General features: G+C 28.6%; 21 protein-coding genes, 1 pseudogene and 1 riboswitch. Of the genes and pseudogenes, 12 read left to right on the top strand and 10 right to left on the bottom strand.

Annotation, left to right across the window (positions count from 1 at the left end; all coding sequences use genetic code 11):
- Positions 1-68: 68 nt before the first annotated feature.
- The 3 genes from LGK95_RS13495 (at position 69) to LGK95_RS13485 (ending at position 2,018) form a co-directional block, all read left to right on the top strand.
- Positions 69-1,352, top strand: a complete 1,284-nt coding sequence (locus LGK95_RS13495) for a DNA polymerase Y family protein (RefSeq protein ID WP_404814457.1) — start codon at positions 69-71, stop codon at positions 1,350-1,352.
- A 15-nt stretch (positions 1,353-1,367) separates the two neighbouring features.
- Positions 1,368-1,631, top strand: a complete 264-nt coding sequence (locus LGK95_RS13490; RefSeq protein ID WP_226125313.1) for a hypothetical protein — start codon at positions 1,368-1,370, stop codon at positions 1,629-1,631.
- A gap of 114 nt (positions 1,632-1,745) precedes the next feature.
- Positions 1,746-2,018 carry a Ku protein gene (locus LGK95_RS13485; protein WP_226125312.1) on the top strand — a complete coding sequence of 91 codons (273 nt, stop codon included), beginning with the start codon at positions 1,746-1,748 and terminating at the stop codon, positions 2,016-2,018.
- A gap of 70 nt (positions 2,019-2,088) precedes the next feature.
- Here LGK95_RS13485 and LGK95_RS13480 read toward each other — a convergent pair whose 3' ends face one another.
- Complete coding sequence (locus LGK95_RS13480) at positions 2,089-2,247, bottom strand: lmo0937 family membrane protein (protein ID WP_226125311.1); 159 nt, start codon at positions 2,245-2,247, stop codon at positions 2,089-2,091.
- Between the two features lie 363 nt (positions 2,248-2,610).
- Between LGK95_RS13480 and LGK95_RS13475 the strand changes: the two genes are divergently transcribed.
- Positions 2,611-3,003 (top strand): hypothetical protein, encoded by a 393-nt coding sequence (locus LGK95_RS13475; RefSeq protein WP_226125310.1) that lies wholly within the window; start codon positions 2,611-2,613, stop codon positions 3,001-3,003.
- Between the two features lie 291 nt (positions 3,004-3,294).
- Here LGK95_RS13475 and LGK95_RS13470 read toward each other — a convergent pair whose 3' ends face one another.
- Positions 3,295-3,732, bottom strand: coding sequence for a YsnF/AvaK domain-containing protein (locus tag LGK95_RS13470; protein WP_226125309.1), 438 nt, complete (start codon positions 3,730-3,732; stop codon positions 3,295-3,297).
- Positions 3,733-4,052: 320 nt separating this feature from the next.
- Between LGK95_RS13470 and LGK95_RS13465 the strand changes: the two genes are divergently transcribed.
- Entirely contained in the window at positions 4,053-4,319 is a 267-nt protein-coding gene (locus LGK95_RS13465; RefSeq protein ID WP_226125308.1) for a hypothetical protein, read from the top strand.
- A gap of 511 nt (positions 4,320-4,830) precedes the next feature.
- Here LGK95_RS13465 and LGK95_RS13460 read toward each other — a convergent pair.
- From LGK95_RS13460 to LGK95_RS13450, 3 genes are all read right to left on the bottom strand, one after another.
- Positions 4,831-5,040 carry a hypothetical protein gene (locus LGK95_RS13460; protein ID WP_226125307.1) on the bottom strand — a complete coding sequence of 70 codons (210 nt, stop codon included), beginning with the start codon at positions 5,038-5,040 and terminating at the stop codon, positions 4,831-4,833.
- Positions 5,041-5,202: 162 nt separating this feature from the next.
- Entirely contained in the window at positions 5,203-5,358 is a 156-nt protein-coding gene (locus LGK95_RS13455) for a hypothetical protein (RefSeq protein WP_226125306.1), read from the bottom strand.
- Between the two features lie 40 nt (positions 5,359-5,398).
- The gene (locus LGK95_RS13450; protein WP_226125305.1) at positions 5,399-5,587 is read right to left on the bottom strand and encodes a hypothetical protein; all 189 of its coding nucleotides are present in this window, start codon (positions 5,585-5,587) and stop codon (positions 5,399-5,401) included.
- 187 nt (positions 5,588-5,774) lie between these two features.
- Between LGK95_RS13450 and LGK95_RS13445 the strand changes: the two genes are divergently transcribed.
- A complete protein-coding gene (locus tag LGK95_RS13445; protein ID WP_226125304.1) occupies positions 5,775-6,593 on the top strand; it encodes an alpha/beta fold hydrolase in 819 nt (272 codons plus the stop codon).
- 446 nt (positions 6,594-7,039) lie between these two features.
- Here LGK95_RS13445 and LGK95_RS13440 read toward each other — a convergent pair whose 3' ends face one another.
- The 3 genes from LGK95_RS13440 to LGK95_RS13430 form a co-directional block, all read right to left on the bottom strand.
- Positions 7,040-7,729: a radical SAM protein gene (locus LGK95_RS13440; protein WP_226125303.1), complete on the bottom strand. Its 690-nt coding sequence runs from the start codon at positions 7,727-7,729 to the stop codon at positions 7,040-7,042.
- Between the two features lie 21 nt (positions 7,730-7,750).
- Positions 7,751-8,458 carry a B3/B4 domain-containing protein gene (locus LGK95_RS13435; RefSeq protein WP_226125302.1) on the bottom strand — a complete coding sequence of 236 codons (708 nt, stop codon included), beginning with the start codon at positions 8,456-8,458 and terminating at the stop codon, positions 7,751-7,753.
- 96 nt (positions 8,459-8,554) lie between these two features.
- Positions 8,555-8,875 (bottom strand): DMT family transporter, encoded by a 321-nt coding sequence (locus LGK95_RS13430; protein WP_226125301.1) that lies wholly within the window; start codon positions 8,873-8,875, stop codon positions 8,555-8,557.
- Between the two features lie 105 nt (positions 8,876-8,980).
- Positions 8,981-9,076: riboswitch (guanidine-I (ykkC/yxkD leader) on the bottom strand.
- Between the two features lie 825 nt (positions 9,077-9,901).
- On the opposite strand from LGK95_RS13430, the gene LGK95_RS13425 reads away from it, so the two are divergent.
- The gene (locus tag LGK95_RS13425; RefSeq protein WP_226125300.1) at positions 9,902-10,672 is read left to right on the top strand and encodes a GNAT family N-acetyltransferase; all 771 of its coding nucleotides are present in this window, start codon (positions 9,902-9,904) and stop codon (positions 10,670-10,672) included.
- Between the two features lie 225 nt (positions 10,673-10,897).
- On the opposite strand, the pseudogene LGK95_RS13420 reads toward LGK95_RS13425, so the two are convergent.
- A pseudogene (locus LGK95_RS13420) lies at positions 10,898-11,110 on the bottom strand (nitroreductase family protein); the annotation flags it as partial.
- A gap of 46 nt (positions 11,111-11,156) precedes the next feature.
- Here LGK95_RS13420 and LGK95_RS13415 point away from each other — a divergent pair.
- The 3 genes from LGK95_RS13415 (at position 11,157) to LGK95_RS13405 (ending at position 12,278) form a co-directional block, all read left to right on the top strand.
- Positions 11,157-11,342, top strand: coding sequence for a winged helix-turn-helix transcriptional regulator (locus tag LGK95_RS13415; protein WP_404814456.1), 186 nt, complete (start codon positions 11,157-11,159; stop codon positions 11,340-11,342).
- Positions 11,343-11,542: 200 nt separating this feature from the next.
- The gene (locus tag LGK95_RS13410; RefSeq protein ID WP_226125299.1) at positions 11,543-11,965 is read left to right on the top strand and encodes a DUF6465 family protein; all 423 of its coding nucleotides are present in this window, start codon (positions 11,543-11,545) and stop codon (positions 11,963-11,965) included.
- A 91-nt stretch (positions 11,966-12,056) separates the two neighbouring features.
- Positions 12,057-12,278: a class II fructose-bisphosphate aldolase gene (locus tag LGK95_RS13405; protein WP_226125298.1), complete on the top strand. Its 222-nt coding sequence runs from the start codon at positions 12,057-12,059 to the stop codon at positions 12,276-12,278.
- Positions 12,279-12,412: 134 nt separating this feature from the next.
- Here the strand turns inward: LGK95_RS13405 and LGK95_RS13400 are convergent, their stop codons facing one another.
- Entirely contained in the window at positions 12,413-12,598 is a 186-nt protein-coding gene (locus LGK95_RS13400) for a hypothetical protein (RefSeq protein ID WP_226125297.1), read from the bottom strand.
- 272 nt (positions 12,599-12,870) lie between these two features.
- Between LGK95_RS13400 and LGK95_RS13395 the strand changes: the two genes are divergently transcribed.
- A complete protein-coding gene (locus tag LGK95_RS13395; RefSeq protein WP_226125296.1) occupies positions 12,871-13,065 on the top strand; it encodes a helix-turn-helix domain-containing protein in 195 nt (64 codons plus the stop codon).
- 53 nt (positions 13,066-13,118) lie between these two features.
- Complete coding sequence (locus tag LGK95_RS13390; RefSeq protein WP_226125295.1) at positions 13,119-14,576, top strand: cobalamin-dependent protein; 1,458 nt, start codon at positions 13,119-13,121, stop codon at positions 14,574-14,576.
- Positions 14,577-14,641: the final 65 nt, after the last annotated feature.

The raw sequence follows: 14,641 nt of genomic DNA, 5'->3' as shown, positions 1-14,641 counted from the left end.
TTGAAATCACTTCTAAAAACTAAAAATATAGTATATAATATATACGAACTGGTGTTCTGAAAACAGAAATGAAGATACCTAAAAGGAAGATGATTTATGCTATGAGTAGATTAATATTTCATATAGATGCAAATAGTGCCTATCTATCTTGGGAAGCTTCATTCAGACTTCAGCAAGGTGAGCAATTAGACCTACGATTGGTACCATCCGTAGTAGGTGGCGATGAAGAAAGTAGACATGGCATTGTATTAACTAAATCAATACCAGCTAAAAAGTTTAACATTCATACAGGGGAAACTTTATATAATGCTAGGGCTAAATGTCCCAATATAGTAATAGTGCCACCAAGGTACTGGCTTTACATGAAATGTAGCTCAGCTATGCATAAAATATTTCTGGAATATACTCCGCAAATACAAAGATTTAGTGTAGATGAAAGCTTTCTAGACTTCTCTAATATGGAGCATTTATATCCAGACTATATGAAACTTGCTGAAACTATAAAAGAGAGGATAAAGAAGGAACTTGGGTTTACAGTAAACATAGGGATATCAAATAATAAGTTACTTGCGAAAGTAGCATCTGATTTTAAAAAACCAGATAGAATCCATACTTTATTTCCTAATGAATTAAAGCAAAAGATGTGGTCGCTACCAGTTGAAGACTTGTTTATGGTAGGAAGAGCTACAGCGCCGAAATTGCATAATTTAAATATTAATACCATTGGTGACTTAGCGAATTATGATTTAAAAATTCTAAAAAATAAATTTAAAAGCCATGGTCAAGTAATTTATAATTATGCTAATGGTATAGAAAGTTCAGGGGTCAGAAAAAGTAATTACATTGAAATGAAAGGCATAGGAAATTCTACAACAATACCTTTTGACGTTTGCGATAAAAATACGGCACACATAGTGTTGCTATCTTTATGTGAAACAGTAGCAATGCGTTTAAGAGATTCAAAGAACTGCTGCACTGTAGTTTCGGTAAGTATAAGAGGAAGTGACATGATATTTTATTCGCGTCAAAAGAAATTAACAGTAGCTACTGACTCAACTAGAAAGATATATGAAATAGCGTGTTATCTATTTGATAATGCTTGGAAGGGCAACCCAATAAGGCATCTAGGTATACACATAACAGACTTTTGTGGTAATGATTTTTATCAGTGCTCTTTACTTGATACGTTTAATTATGAGAAAGATAGTAAGCTAAATAAAGTAGTTGATGAAATTAGACTTAAATATGGTCATAAAGCCATTAGTAAATCTTGTTTTCTTCACTCAGGTCTAAGCGCTATGTGTGGAGGAATAGGGGAAGAGGACTATCCTTTAATGAGTTCAATGCTTTAGGGAGGATGAGAGTATATGAAGGTTTTAGCTTTACCTATAGAAATGGTTTCTTATACAGACAACAAAGGCTATATAAAGCCTATAAGGTTTAGAATGCAAATAGATGATGAACCTATGGAGGTTATAAAAATAGACAAAGTTATAGCAAGAGATACCGAGAGATTTGCCGGTAACATTATGCTTGTTTATAAGTGTCAGAGTCTAATTGACGATGTTATGAAATTATTTGAAATTAAGTATGAACTAGAAACTTGTAAGTGGATTCTATTTAAAATATAATTAAGCTATGTAAATTTAATAAACTTAATTACAGGTGTTTTTACTTTTACATTATTAAAACGAATATTATAGAAATTAAATTTTTGTTATACTATTAGAAAAGAGGTGTTACAAATGGCTAAAGTCTATAAACCATTTACTTGTTTGGGCATTGTTGCTATCCCAATATCTATGTATACTGCTGCACAATACAATTCCATTCATTTTAAACAGCCCCACAAAGTTGATAATTCAAAATTAAAATATAAAAATACTTGCGGTCATTGTGGCAAAGAGTTTAATTTAAAATCTCTTATTAAAGGGTATGAATACGTTAAAGAGCATTACGTAGTTGTAACAGATAATGATCTCATCAGCTTGCTAAAGAAAAGCAATTGGAAAAAATAATCGTTAAGATAAATGCAGTAAATATTATTTACACAAACACGAAAACGTAACCTAATAAAGGTAGAAGAGCCTAATTGGCTCTTCCACCTTTTCCGGAATCCATAGCCATAATGAATACTATTACAGCTATTACAAGTAACATGTGGATCATACCTCCACCAATTTTAAATACAAGCCCCCATGCCCAAAAGGATATTAATATTCCACATACCCAATGTAAAAAAACCATATAAAAACTACCTTTCACAAACAATTTAATTGTCTTATAAATCTCTTCAAATAATTATAATGGCCTAAACTTCAATATATATCCACATAATCAGCTGATTTTTGATGAAATATCTTACTATCCTCTATCCTTTATTTTTAAATAACATGCTTTTGACATAAACAAAAAAAGGCCTAAGCTCTTATCTGTAATATTGTTACATTGGGGTAGACGGGTTTCAAAACTTATGTTCAAAACAAGTGGATGAAAAGAGTACAGTTTTTCTATAGTTACTTTATATTAATTCATCCATTTTGTTTAAATAATAAGTGTAGTGGAAATGCTGAATGTGATATAATAGTTACATAATGAGAGGTGAATAAAATGGATAATGAAATAAAAGATATGTTAGTTAAGTTATTAGAAGGACAGAACAGAGTCCAAAATGAGATAACTGGAATAAAAACAGAAATAACTGGAATAAAAACAGAAATAATCGGAATGAAGACAGAAATAAAAAAGAATTCTATAGAGCTTGAGACTATAGGTAAAAATATAAATACAGTTGTAGAAGTACAAACTGCACATAAAGAGCAGCATGACTTTTTATTCAAAAATACAGATGCACTAATTGATGAAAAAACAGACTTAATAGAAACAGCAGTAAAAAGCATTTCTAAAGATGTTAATGAGGTCAAAGAAGGCGTTGATGTTATGAAAGACGTAATAGGTAGGCCTCAAATTGATATTGAAATGTTAAAGCGTAGACCAGTTTAAAAATAGGGCAAAAATAAATGTATATCCAACATGGGTATACATTTATTTTTATTTAACAATAATGGCTATTAGTTCAGTAGAAAAGCCAGAGAATAAACAACAAATTCAAAATACTCTTAATTCAGTTGATGGTGCTTTGCAAAATGCCAACACTACATTATCAAATTATAAAGAATAAAAAATTATTACTAGTAGTACATAACTAATATAATAATAAAAAATTTTCTTTAAAAGCACCTCACGTATTACTATTGTAATATGTGAGGTGCTTTATAATTTATTATCGGTGATTTATACCTTGTCTATTATATTGGCATCTCCCTCTTTATTAATACGAGCCTCTTCTCTTTTAAGTGTTTCGTCTATATGTGCGGTATCTTCTATTTCACGTTTTTGAGCTAATATTTCTCCTGTTACTACTGTGTGTTTATCTACATTAACCTTTTCTTCACTTACAGGAATTTTGATAGTTTCTTCGCTTGTGATAGGGGAATCACTTGCTTCATTGTTTAATGATTTTCTCTCAATTACTACCTCTTCACGTGATACAGGGACATCTACTTTCTTTTGTTCTTCTAATATTTCTTTGCCAATTTCTACATCACCCTTTTGTACACGGCTTTTAGCAATATCAAGTTCTTCCTTGCGTAGACTTAGCCTTGCAGTATCATCTGTTTTCTCTTTAATAGCATGGTCACCTTTTTTAAAAACTCCTTCAAGTATGCTCATATATAAATACCTCCATCAAATAATAATTTTGTTCCATAATATATTGTCCTTTAAAGAAATATATTATCCAACATCACAGCCAATATAATTGAAGTTATTATAATAGCATCATTAGATTTTTATCCATGATTAATCTCCTTTCATGGTCAGTATAAACAAACTTGAAATAGTTATAAAAGGTACACTTAGTTACATTCAAACTTACAAATGAGTAAAAGCGCATTTATATTTATCACTTGTTTTATTTTATATAAAATGGGCAAACTAAATAATGCACTGAATACATATAGTGCGATTATATATTTGAAGGGAGAATTCCAATGAATAAAAATAATTCAGAAAAATCAAATAAGCACTCAGAAAATGCTAGTGTAAACAGCAGCAGTACTGGTGCGACGTTACAATCAAGTGGTGAAAACAATAGTTTTACTGTTGGTTCATTAAAAGTTCAAAGTAACGAACAAGCTATGGCTGCCAAGGACGATGGTATGTCTAATATGGATAGTAACATTAATTATAGTACTTTAGAAGAAACAAAAAAATTTAATGAACGTACAGATGCTATTAAAGATGTAATAAAAAAATAAGAACTAAAGCAAAATAATAATCTTGCTCTTTTTTATACTTTAATTGATATCTTATGGATATACTAATGAGTTAAGTTATTCTTCAAATGTTAAACTTTACATTCAACATAACATAATTGTAAGAACCAAAAAAACCATCTGAGTGCTAGATGGTTTTTCTCCTTTTTAATTAAAGGCATTCTATTTTAAATAAGTCATTTTACCTTCTATGATAATTTATAGTTACAACTCTACATCATTACCTAAATTCATTTAAAGTGACATATATTATATATTAAATTTAAATAATAAAGCCTTATATTATCCAAACCATTAACTAACAAATGTTAGTTTCTATATCTGAAATATATTTATTAAAACATTAATTTCTATTGAACCGCCGTGTACCGAACGGTATATACGTTGGAGTGAGAGGTCGCTAATTAAATTAATTAAAGGTATTGACGATGTAAAATAATAATCTACAATAAAGCTATACAAAGGTGTCAAAGCTTATAGTCAAATATAAAATCTAGAAGTGAGACAAAGGGTAAACCTCTGTTTTACAGTCAATATTGTCGCCATTATAATAAACTATTATTGAATTACCATTATCTAAATTAACTTTAATTGATATATCTCTATCAGGCTCATTATATTTTTGAAACCCTGCAATATGCTCTTTCGACTGTTTACTTCTTAACTCTAAATAATCTTGAAATAATATTTCATGTTTATACATTTTTAACCATCCTTTATCTATTGATTTTTCTCCTAATCTTAATATTATCTGTATCTTAATTTATTTGTTTCAAACTTGAAGTTTATCCGTAATAGTGTAGGTTCTTACTATTATTAGAGTTCATTGAAAAATGTTATCTATTTAATTTTCAGAGCTTATTTTTTATTTTATTAATTCTCTATACTTTTCTCTAATCCACTCAATTCTACTGTTATAGCACTGTTCCTTTAATACTTTATTTAATTTGAGTTCAAACTTTAATTTCTCTTTTTGGCTTTTATGTGGAATACGTAATTCTGTATAAATTTTTCCTGTCATTTCTAAAACTCCTTTTCATTACTACTGTTTAATATGCAATTTATAGAATAAACTTTATTGTTCTATCAAAATTAGACATTTCTAAAATTCTAACATTACTTTTTTCATTACTTCTTTCAAAGCTTTTTGCTGCAATTCTTGCTGTTTCAATATTAATAATATAATCTGTGAACCATTGTTCCTGATTATTTTCTGTAAAACAAACCTCATATTGTTTTGTTGTGCTCATTTTTATCACCTTTTCCTTTTTTATCTATGTATTATATTTTTAGTATGCACAGAATACCGTATTTTATACGGGTTTATAATTAAACGGAACTACTTTATATAGAATTTACATTATTAATAGTATAATTAAGTAAATAAATCATTTCTTAATTGTAATAGAATGTGTATTTGATGAAAGGAAAAAAAGCATGGAATGTAAGATGAAAAATATATCTATATATTATGAAGTAATAGGTAGTGGAAAACCAATTATTATGATACATGGATCTCACGTAGACCATAGATTAATGACAGGATGTATGGAACCTTTATTTAACAATAGAGGTGGATATAAAAGGATATATATTGACTTACCAGGGATGGGGAAAACCAAGGTGGAAAATTGGATTACAAATTCAGATGTAATGCTAGATATTGTAATTGATTTTATTGAAAAAATCATTCCAAATGAAAACTTTTTACTTGCAGGTGAATCCTACGGAGGATATTTAGCAAGAGGAATAGTACATAGAATCGCAAATAGAGTCGACGGACTATTCCTCTTATGTCCTTCTATTATAATGGACTTTAAGAAACGCAGTATTCCATCACATATTATTTTAAAGAGGGATGAGAAATTATTATCACAACTTGAACCATCCGAGGCAGAAGGTTTTACTTCGATACAAGTAGTGCAAAGTAAAAAAATTTGGGCTAGATATAGAGATGAAATTTTATCTGGCATAAGATTAGCAGATAATAATTTTTTACTCAATCTTCAACAAAATGGGTATGCGTTTTCAGTTGATTTAAATAGGCTGAAAGAAAAGTTTAACAAACCTACTCTTATACTATTAGGACGTCAAGACTCAAGTGTAGGTTATAAAGACGCATGGAGTATTTTAGACAACTATCCAAGAGCAACTTTTGCCGTATTGGATAAAGCAGGGCATAATTTACAGATAGAACAGGTGGAGCTATTTAATTCATTAGTTACTGAATGGATTGTAAGAGTCAATGATTCATAATATTCTTAGATTACGCAGTAATTGAATGTACGATTTAATATAAAACCTTACATTCGGTTTTTTGTATAAACTGTTGAGTTATAAGGCTTGTTAAGCATTCAGTTAAATTTAACTAAGCAATTGTCTCTTTGAATGTATTGTTTTATATGGTATATGATAAATATAGTACATTCAAAAATGGGGGTTAATATATGACTGTAGAAGCTATAAAAGATAAAAGGAAAGAACAAAAGGTTTTGTTTGTTTAAGTTTAAATGCTAAAACAAAAACTATTAAGTAAATACAGGAAAATAATCAAATGTCGTGAAAACAGACTTTCACGACATTTGAAGATATTAACATATTTAATATACTGCCCCCACAGCTAATGATATGGGGAGAATTGTGTAGACATATAAGAATATTCTGAATTAACTTATATACCATTAAGAATGTATAATGTCATGCTACTTATCAAGTAATGCCTTTGAAATCACATGAAATTTTTCATCACTTATTCCGAGTTTCTCTTTAAATCTGTCATCGTTCATTCTTTCAATAATTATCTTGTCTGGTGATAGTTCATCAATAATATTTTTCAACCTGTAAATGGCTTCTTCGCTGTCATTATATCCCTTGAGAATTGTTATCTCTAATATAAACTTACCTTTGTATTGTTTATTGAAAGAGATCATACTTGATATATACTCATGGAAGGTATAACCCTCAATAGGGCGTTGAACCTTTTGAAAATCCTTTTCCGTAATAGCTTTTATTTCTCCAATTACCTCATCACATTTATTGGCTATTTTCATGTACTCAACCCTACCCAATATATACCCATTTGAAAGTAATCTTACTGTCAATCCTTTACTTTTTACTAAATTAATTACACTTTCAATTTTATCATTAACTAGAGCTTCTCCTTTAGAGTTTATAAATACTAAATCAGCTTCATTATTCACTAATTTATGTTCCAGTTCATTTAATGATTCAGAAATATCCGAAAATGTTTGTTGTGTGTCTATTTTGTTGTGTGACCTTCCAATAGGGCAAAATATGCAATCAAAGTTGCAATACTTTTCGGGCAATATATTCATCTCAAGAACCCGCTTACCATCCTCAATATAAATATCCTTATAACTAAAATTACTCATTTAAAAACCTCCTTGTATAATCTAATCAATTTGCACATTCTTATTATTTGCATCTAAAATTGAAATCTGAGTTTCTCCTCCTAAATTACTTTTTACTAATTTTTCTAATTCTTTTAAAGCATCCTCAAATTCCACTTGTCTTTTTTCATCAGTCAATTCAATACATAAAAAAGCATTATTTGTCTTTTCAGTTAACATGGTTCTTAATGATTCTCGCCAATTCCAGCATCTGCAAATCGCTCCAGCATTGTCTTTATATACAATTTCTCCTTCATAAGGGGGTGAATTTTTATCTGTTCCAAGTGGAACAAAGTCTTCATCTCCAATTGCTTTTGTTAATCTTATATCGCCGTTAAATTTGTCTATATCCTCACCACCGCAGGGTAAAGCGTATCTTAATGAAATTGAATTGTATATGTCAACCAACGGATTAATATTTCCAATATGATTTCCTTTATCAATTCGCTTTAATAATGCTTCTATAGATGACCTAGCACCTTTCTTGGTTTTAAATTTTTGAAATGATTCTCTCCATATTTTTATTACTTCGTTATTGCTAAATTCTTCATTTTGCAAATATTTTAAAGCTTCTTTTTCAGATTTTAAAATCATATCCTGGTATCCTTCTTCATTTCTTATGGTGTTATCTATTCCATGACAAATAACAACCCCAATCTTTGCGTTAGGGAATAAACTCCAAAAATCATCTTCAATTACAAAATTTTTCACTAAAATTCCTCCTTATTAATAGGTATTATTCTGGGTTTCATCTACAATCCTTTTAACTAGCACTTGATTTGATTAGTATAAAGCTGACATAAATTGCTACTTTATTGTTATCAGTTTTAAGCCAATGATTCCACCTACAATTAATACAACACAAATAACACGCATAATACCAATTGGCTCTTTAAACAAAATAACGCCTAAGACCACTGTACCAACAGTTCCTATACCAGTCCAAACTGCATATGCAGTTCCAAGTGGCAGACTTTTTAGTGATAATGATAAAAAATAGAAACTTGTAAACATTCCTATAATGGTTAATAAACTGGGTAGTATTTTCGTGAATCCTAGCGAATATTTTAACTCGATTGCCCATACTACTTCAAAAATTCCAGCTACCACTAAATAAAACCATTCCATAATTACTCCCTCCTAAACTAATATTTGCAATCAATTATAATAGTATTTCGTTGCATAATTTTAAAGTGGGCAAAATAAAAAAGCCTAAAGAAATATTATTATAATATCTCCCAGGCTTTTATCCTTCCGTGAACACAGATAACTGTGCGTTTTCTCTCGGACCAGCCAGTCATAAACAGCGGAACCCTAGAAAACTAAATAAATATTAAGTTTTATATAAGTTTTAACTTATATATTAATATAAGCATAATAAATTAGTTAAGTCAATTTATTTTTTAACCTCGGAATAATATTCGTAATATGAAATTACGATTACGACATAAATATTTAGTTAATTACACTATTTCTACCATGAATTATGTTATTCTTATGTATGTAATTAAATACTATATTATTGCTATTATTGGTGTCTAATTGAGAATATACACTACTTTATGCATTCTATCGCTTTATACATGATATAAATATATGTTTCTTTTTTTATTTTACTATTCTACTATAGCATTCAATTTAATTATCGTTATATTGTATGCCTCTTGTGACTTTACTTAGGTAATAAATTGTAATTATAAAACACATATGGTATATTTATATATATAGATTTTGAAAGGAGTGGTTGAACATGATTAAGATAAATAATAGCTTTGTAATTAAATTATTGTGTGCAACTATTTCAAGTTAAAGTTATTAAATATAGTTTTGATTCGTAACTATTGTAATTGTTATGAATTAATATTGTTAAAATAAGTTTATCAACCCTGGAGTAGTTAGGTCAACTATTTCAGGGTATTTTTATGCCCGAATTTTGACTTAAGGAGGGATTTTAAAATCGATTATATATTAATTGAAAGGCTAATGAAATATAATAATCCAAATAATGTATTCATATAAAAAGGAGATTTTAAAATATCAGAAAAAATATTAAATCAAACTATTTGTTTAAAACAATACACATCAAAAAAGGAGTATAAAGAAATAAATCAACTCGAGCTGCTTTGCAGTTTGAAAGACAAGACCAATTTAAAATTGGAATTAGATTATAAGGTAAGTGTGTCCCAAAATGCCTATATAGGCTTAAAAAAAATCAATGAATATTTATATTATGTAGAAGATGTCTTAGTGTCCTACCTTGGTATTTCAAGCTTTGGAGGTAATAATGGTGAAATTAACGGTATGACTCATCCAGACTTTCGTAGAAAAGGGTTATTTACAAAGCTTTTTGAACTTGCAACAGAGGAGTGCCAGAAGAGAAACTTTAATAACATATTACTATTATCAGATGGTAAATCGAAATCGGGAATTGAGTTTATAAAGGTTGTAAGCGGAAGCTATGATTTTTCAGAGTATAGAATGAAGTTACTTAACAAAACTACTTTAGAAAACATAAATTCCATCAATTTAAGAAAAGCTGAGAAACCAGATAGAAAGGAAATAGCGAGACAAAATGCAATATTTTTCTATGGTTCAGAAGAGTGTGAAAGTTTGCCGGAGGAAGAGGAAATCATAAATGTGATAACATATATGATTGAATTAAAGAAAGCGATTATAGGTAAAATTAAGATAGAATACAGCGATAACTCAGCCTTTGTATGTGGTTTTGGAATATTGCCAGATTTTAGAGGTAAAGGTTATGGGAAAGGAGCTTTAATGGAAGTTTTATGTATAATTAATGAAGAAAACATAAATGATGTAGAATTGGATGTGGAATGTAAAAACAACACTGCACTTAATTTATACAAAGTTTGTGGTTTTGAAGAAATGTCTGTAATGAATTATTATAGGTATAACAACATGTAATAGTTTCAGCTATTTTAAAATATTCAATGTAATGTGCAAAGTGAAAAATAATGCATAAATAGAGTGCATATTCTCAATTAGACACATTTTATGCAGTTAAATAGTAGGTTATTGCATATATTAAAGCAACTATGAGTCTATAGGCTACATAAGAGCATACAACAAATGTCGTGAAATTATTCTTTCACGATATTTGTGTTTTAAATATATAATTTTGTATATGAATTAAACCCAAATAATATCTAATGGGTTACGATCTACCAATCGCTTATAACCATATTTGGGATAACCAACCATAACTGCGCCTGTTAACACCTTGTTTTTAGGAATATTAAACAATTCTAGTAATGGATAATAATTAGCAAATGCACACATTTCAAAGAGTCCAGCCCAACAGCTACCTAATCCGAGAGTCGTTGCAAACAAAAATAATATACTACGATATGGTGAAATTAAAAAAACCATTCCTTCAATTACACATAAAATGCTTAGTCAACAATTAAAAGACCTTCAATCCTCAAAACTAATTTATAGACAAGAATACTGTCAAATTCCACCTAAAGTCGAATACTCATTAACTGAAAAGGGAACTACTTTGATACCTATATTATTAGTTATGGCAGAATGGGGCGAAGAAAATAGAGAACCTATTGAGAATGAGCTATATTAATAATTATTAATATTTGCTCGTTTTTTATTGTTTTAAATTATATTTAAATTGGTGTATAAGCTAAACAAATGTCGTGAAAGCCTCTTCTCACGACATTTGTTGTTCCCTATATTTACTTAATAGTTTTTGTTTTAGCATTTAATGGTTTACATTATAACTCTTATTTGTTAATATATATAAATAAGAGGGGTGGAAAACATATGATAATTGATAAAGAAACAATGTATCTTGATAAGTCTTCAAAATCTATCTTAGACGCTAAGAATTCAATATTTACACAAGCTGATTTACAGTCCGCTATTGACAGAGAACTTAAACAAACAAAACCTTTTGTAAGAGAGATAAATGATGAATTGAATTGGGATATAAATGTACCTGATGATATTATGATACATAAAGTTATAGTAGAAACTAAATCAATAACTATACCTAGAAAAATTTATATTCAATATGAAGGAAAACAAATTGAGGAAGATCATTTAGTAAAAAAATTTGAATTTGAATGGTGCAAAAAATATAGACTTGATGAGATTAAGGATCTAAAAATTTATCTAAACATTGAAGCTAAGAAAGCATACTTTGTTGTAAATGGATCATTTTCTATAATTATAGACTTTGAATAAACTATTATAATAATTAGTGGGCAAGAAGTATGTTAATTAATATGAAAGAACTTTTATTTAATAATCAATTTGCAGTTCCAGCCTTTAATATATGAAGCTTAGAAATATTAAAAGCTGTAATAGAGGGGCTGAAGAACTGAATGCTCCAGTAATTTTTGAAATTCATCCAACACAAATAGAATATTTAACAGATGCATTTGCAGAGACTATAAAGAGAATCGCGTATGAGGCTAAAGTGCCTGTCGTAATTCATTTAGACCACGGTGGTACTAAAGAAGATATTATAATTTCAACCTATTGCTTAGCATATTAACTACTTTAATATTGATATCATTTGAGACGAAATATATGAATATGACGAAACATTGAAGCAAAATATAAGGGTATATCCATGTTGGATATACCCTTGTTTATGTTTAATATTAATTAATATAGTCAAGTTTAATCCTAGCGGTGAAATAAAGCATTTTGATCAAGAAATGTAACTTTAGATACTGGATTAAGTAGAACTTTAAATTTTTCATATGTTTCTTTGTATTTTTTTACTAAATCTTGATCGGAAACATTCTTATTATAACGGTGTTGAAGATATATCACAGTTAAGTCACGAGCTATTTCATTATTATCAGGCATAATTATCACCACCCTTTAACAAATTTTACCACATGGCAACAAATAACAAAAGGATATTGTAAAAGATTTATGATTATGAGCATATTTATTTGGATTTGGTAAAGAAGTTAGGTAGTAATTTATATATAGCTGATACAAAGAGCTGTTAATGATGCAATTTGGGTTCAGTGTATCAATAAACTATAGTATACCTCATCCATATTTATGGTAACATTTGACAAATATTATTTTGTATACCATAATAATATTAAATACATTTAGGTGGTGAAATAATGTTAAGTGAAAACATAAAAAAAAACAGAGAAAGGTTAAACATAAGCCAAAGAGAGTTAGGCAGAAGAATTGGAAAAACTGGTCAGTATATATCTTATTTAGAGGGTGAAGCTAAAAGTAATCCTAGTTTAAATGTATTAACTAAAATATCAGAAGCGTTAGAAACTCCAGTACACGAATTGATATGTCTATAATAATATTTTTGCTGCAGTATGTAATACTGTTAGATTTTTAAGGATGGTGAGAAATGAAGGAACTTTCTAAAGTTTTCATTTTTATATTAGATAATATTAAATCAGTAAGAGTGAGATTACAATTACTTTTTAAAACAGATGATATAAATATTATTGAAGCATCTAATTCCAGTGAGTTTTTCAATGCTTTTTCACAAAATAAATATAATGGGAATTTAATTATTATGGATATAAAATTAAAGGGTGAAGATGGATTTCAAGTGATTAGAAAAATAAGAAATAAAAACCCAAATATACCTATTATAATTTTAACAGCTAATAATAATCGTGAAATTCTTATTAAAGCAATTTTTGAAGGTGCTACCGATTATATTTTGAAACCCTTTGAGGATTTACGAATAAAAAATAAAACTAATGAAATTTTGGATTCATATAATAGTTTAAAAAATATTAATCAAGAAGTTTATAGATTTATATCAAGCAATAAAAAAGAGTTAGCAGAAAAAATCTTATCTAGGCAATTCTTTTATCAACCGGAGTTAAAGCTTGAATATATAGATGATAATTACAAAAAATATCTAAAGGATATTTCATATCATCTTAGTTATCTTTGTGAAGCAATAAATTTAAATAGTTTAGAACTTTTTAACGATTATATTTTATGGACAAAGGCATCAACTCAAGATTTAAATAGTGGAGCAGAACATATTGTGGTTAATTTAAATTGTATAAAAGATATATTATACCCTGAACTTTCAAAAAAAATGGTCATCATTGTTAACCGTTTTATAGATGCTGCTAATAAAAATCTATTGTCTACAGACACATCTTCTAAAACTTTCGTTGATAAAAATAATGCTTGTTATAATATTTCAGTTGAATATTTAGACTTGCTTTTAAAAATGGAACGAATAAAAGCAAGTAAACTGATAATGAATGAGGTGGAAAAAGGAATACCAATTAAAGATATATATGTTTATGTTTTTGAACCATCTTTAAAAGAAATAGGCAACCTATGGCATAAAAATAAAATAACTGTAGCTGAGGAACACTATTTTACAGCAACTACACAGCTTATAATGGCTCAGTTATATTCAAGAATAATTGAAAATAATAGAAATGGTTTAAAATTTGTTGCCGTTTGTGTGAGTGCGGAAATTCATGAAGTTGGAATTAGAATGGTAACAGATATGTTAGAGGTAGACGGGTGGGACACATATTATTTAGGAGCAAATGTACCCAAAAGAGATTTGATAAGTTTTCTTATAAAACAGAAACCACATGTATTAGGTCTAAGTGCAACAATGATATTCAATTTACAAAATGTAAAAGAGATCATTGAAGAGGTAAGAAATATTGAGGAACTTAAAGACATCAAAATACTCGTTGGTGGGTATCCATTTAATATGGATAAAGAACTGTGGAAAAAAATGGGCGCGGATCTTTATGCTCCTAATGCAATAGAAACTTGTAATTTAGTAGCTAATACTTTTAAGAGTGATGTTTCATAGGCGGAAAGGTATATTATTACATGTAGACTGTAGAAAGTCAATTTCCACTTTCTACAGTCAATCCT

This window comes from Clostridium algoriphilum, from assembly GCF_020443705.1.
Lineage (GTDB): Bacteria > Bacillota > Clostridia > Clostridiales > Clostridiaceae > Clostridium_AD > Clostridium_AD algoriphilum.
The sequence above is the reverse complement of the archived record's forward strand: the minus strand, read 5'-3'. Positions and strand labels throughout refer to the sequence as shown.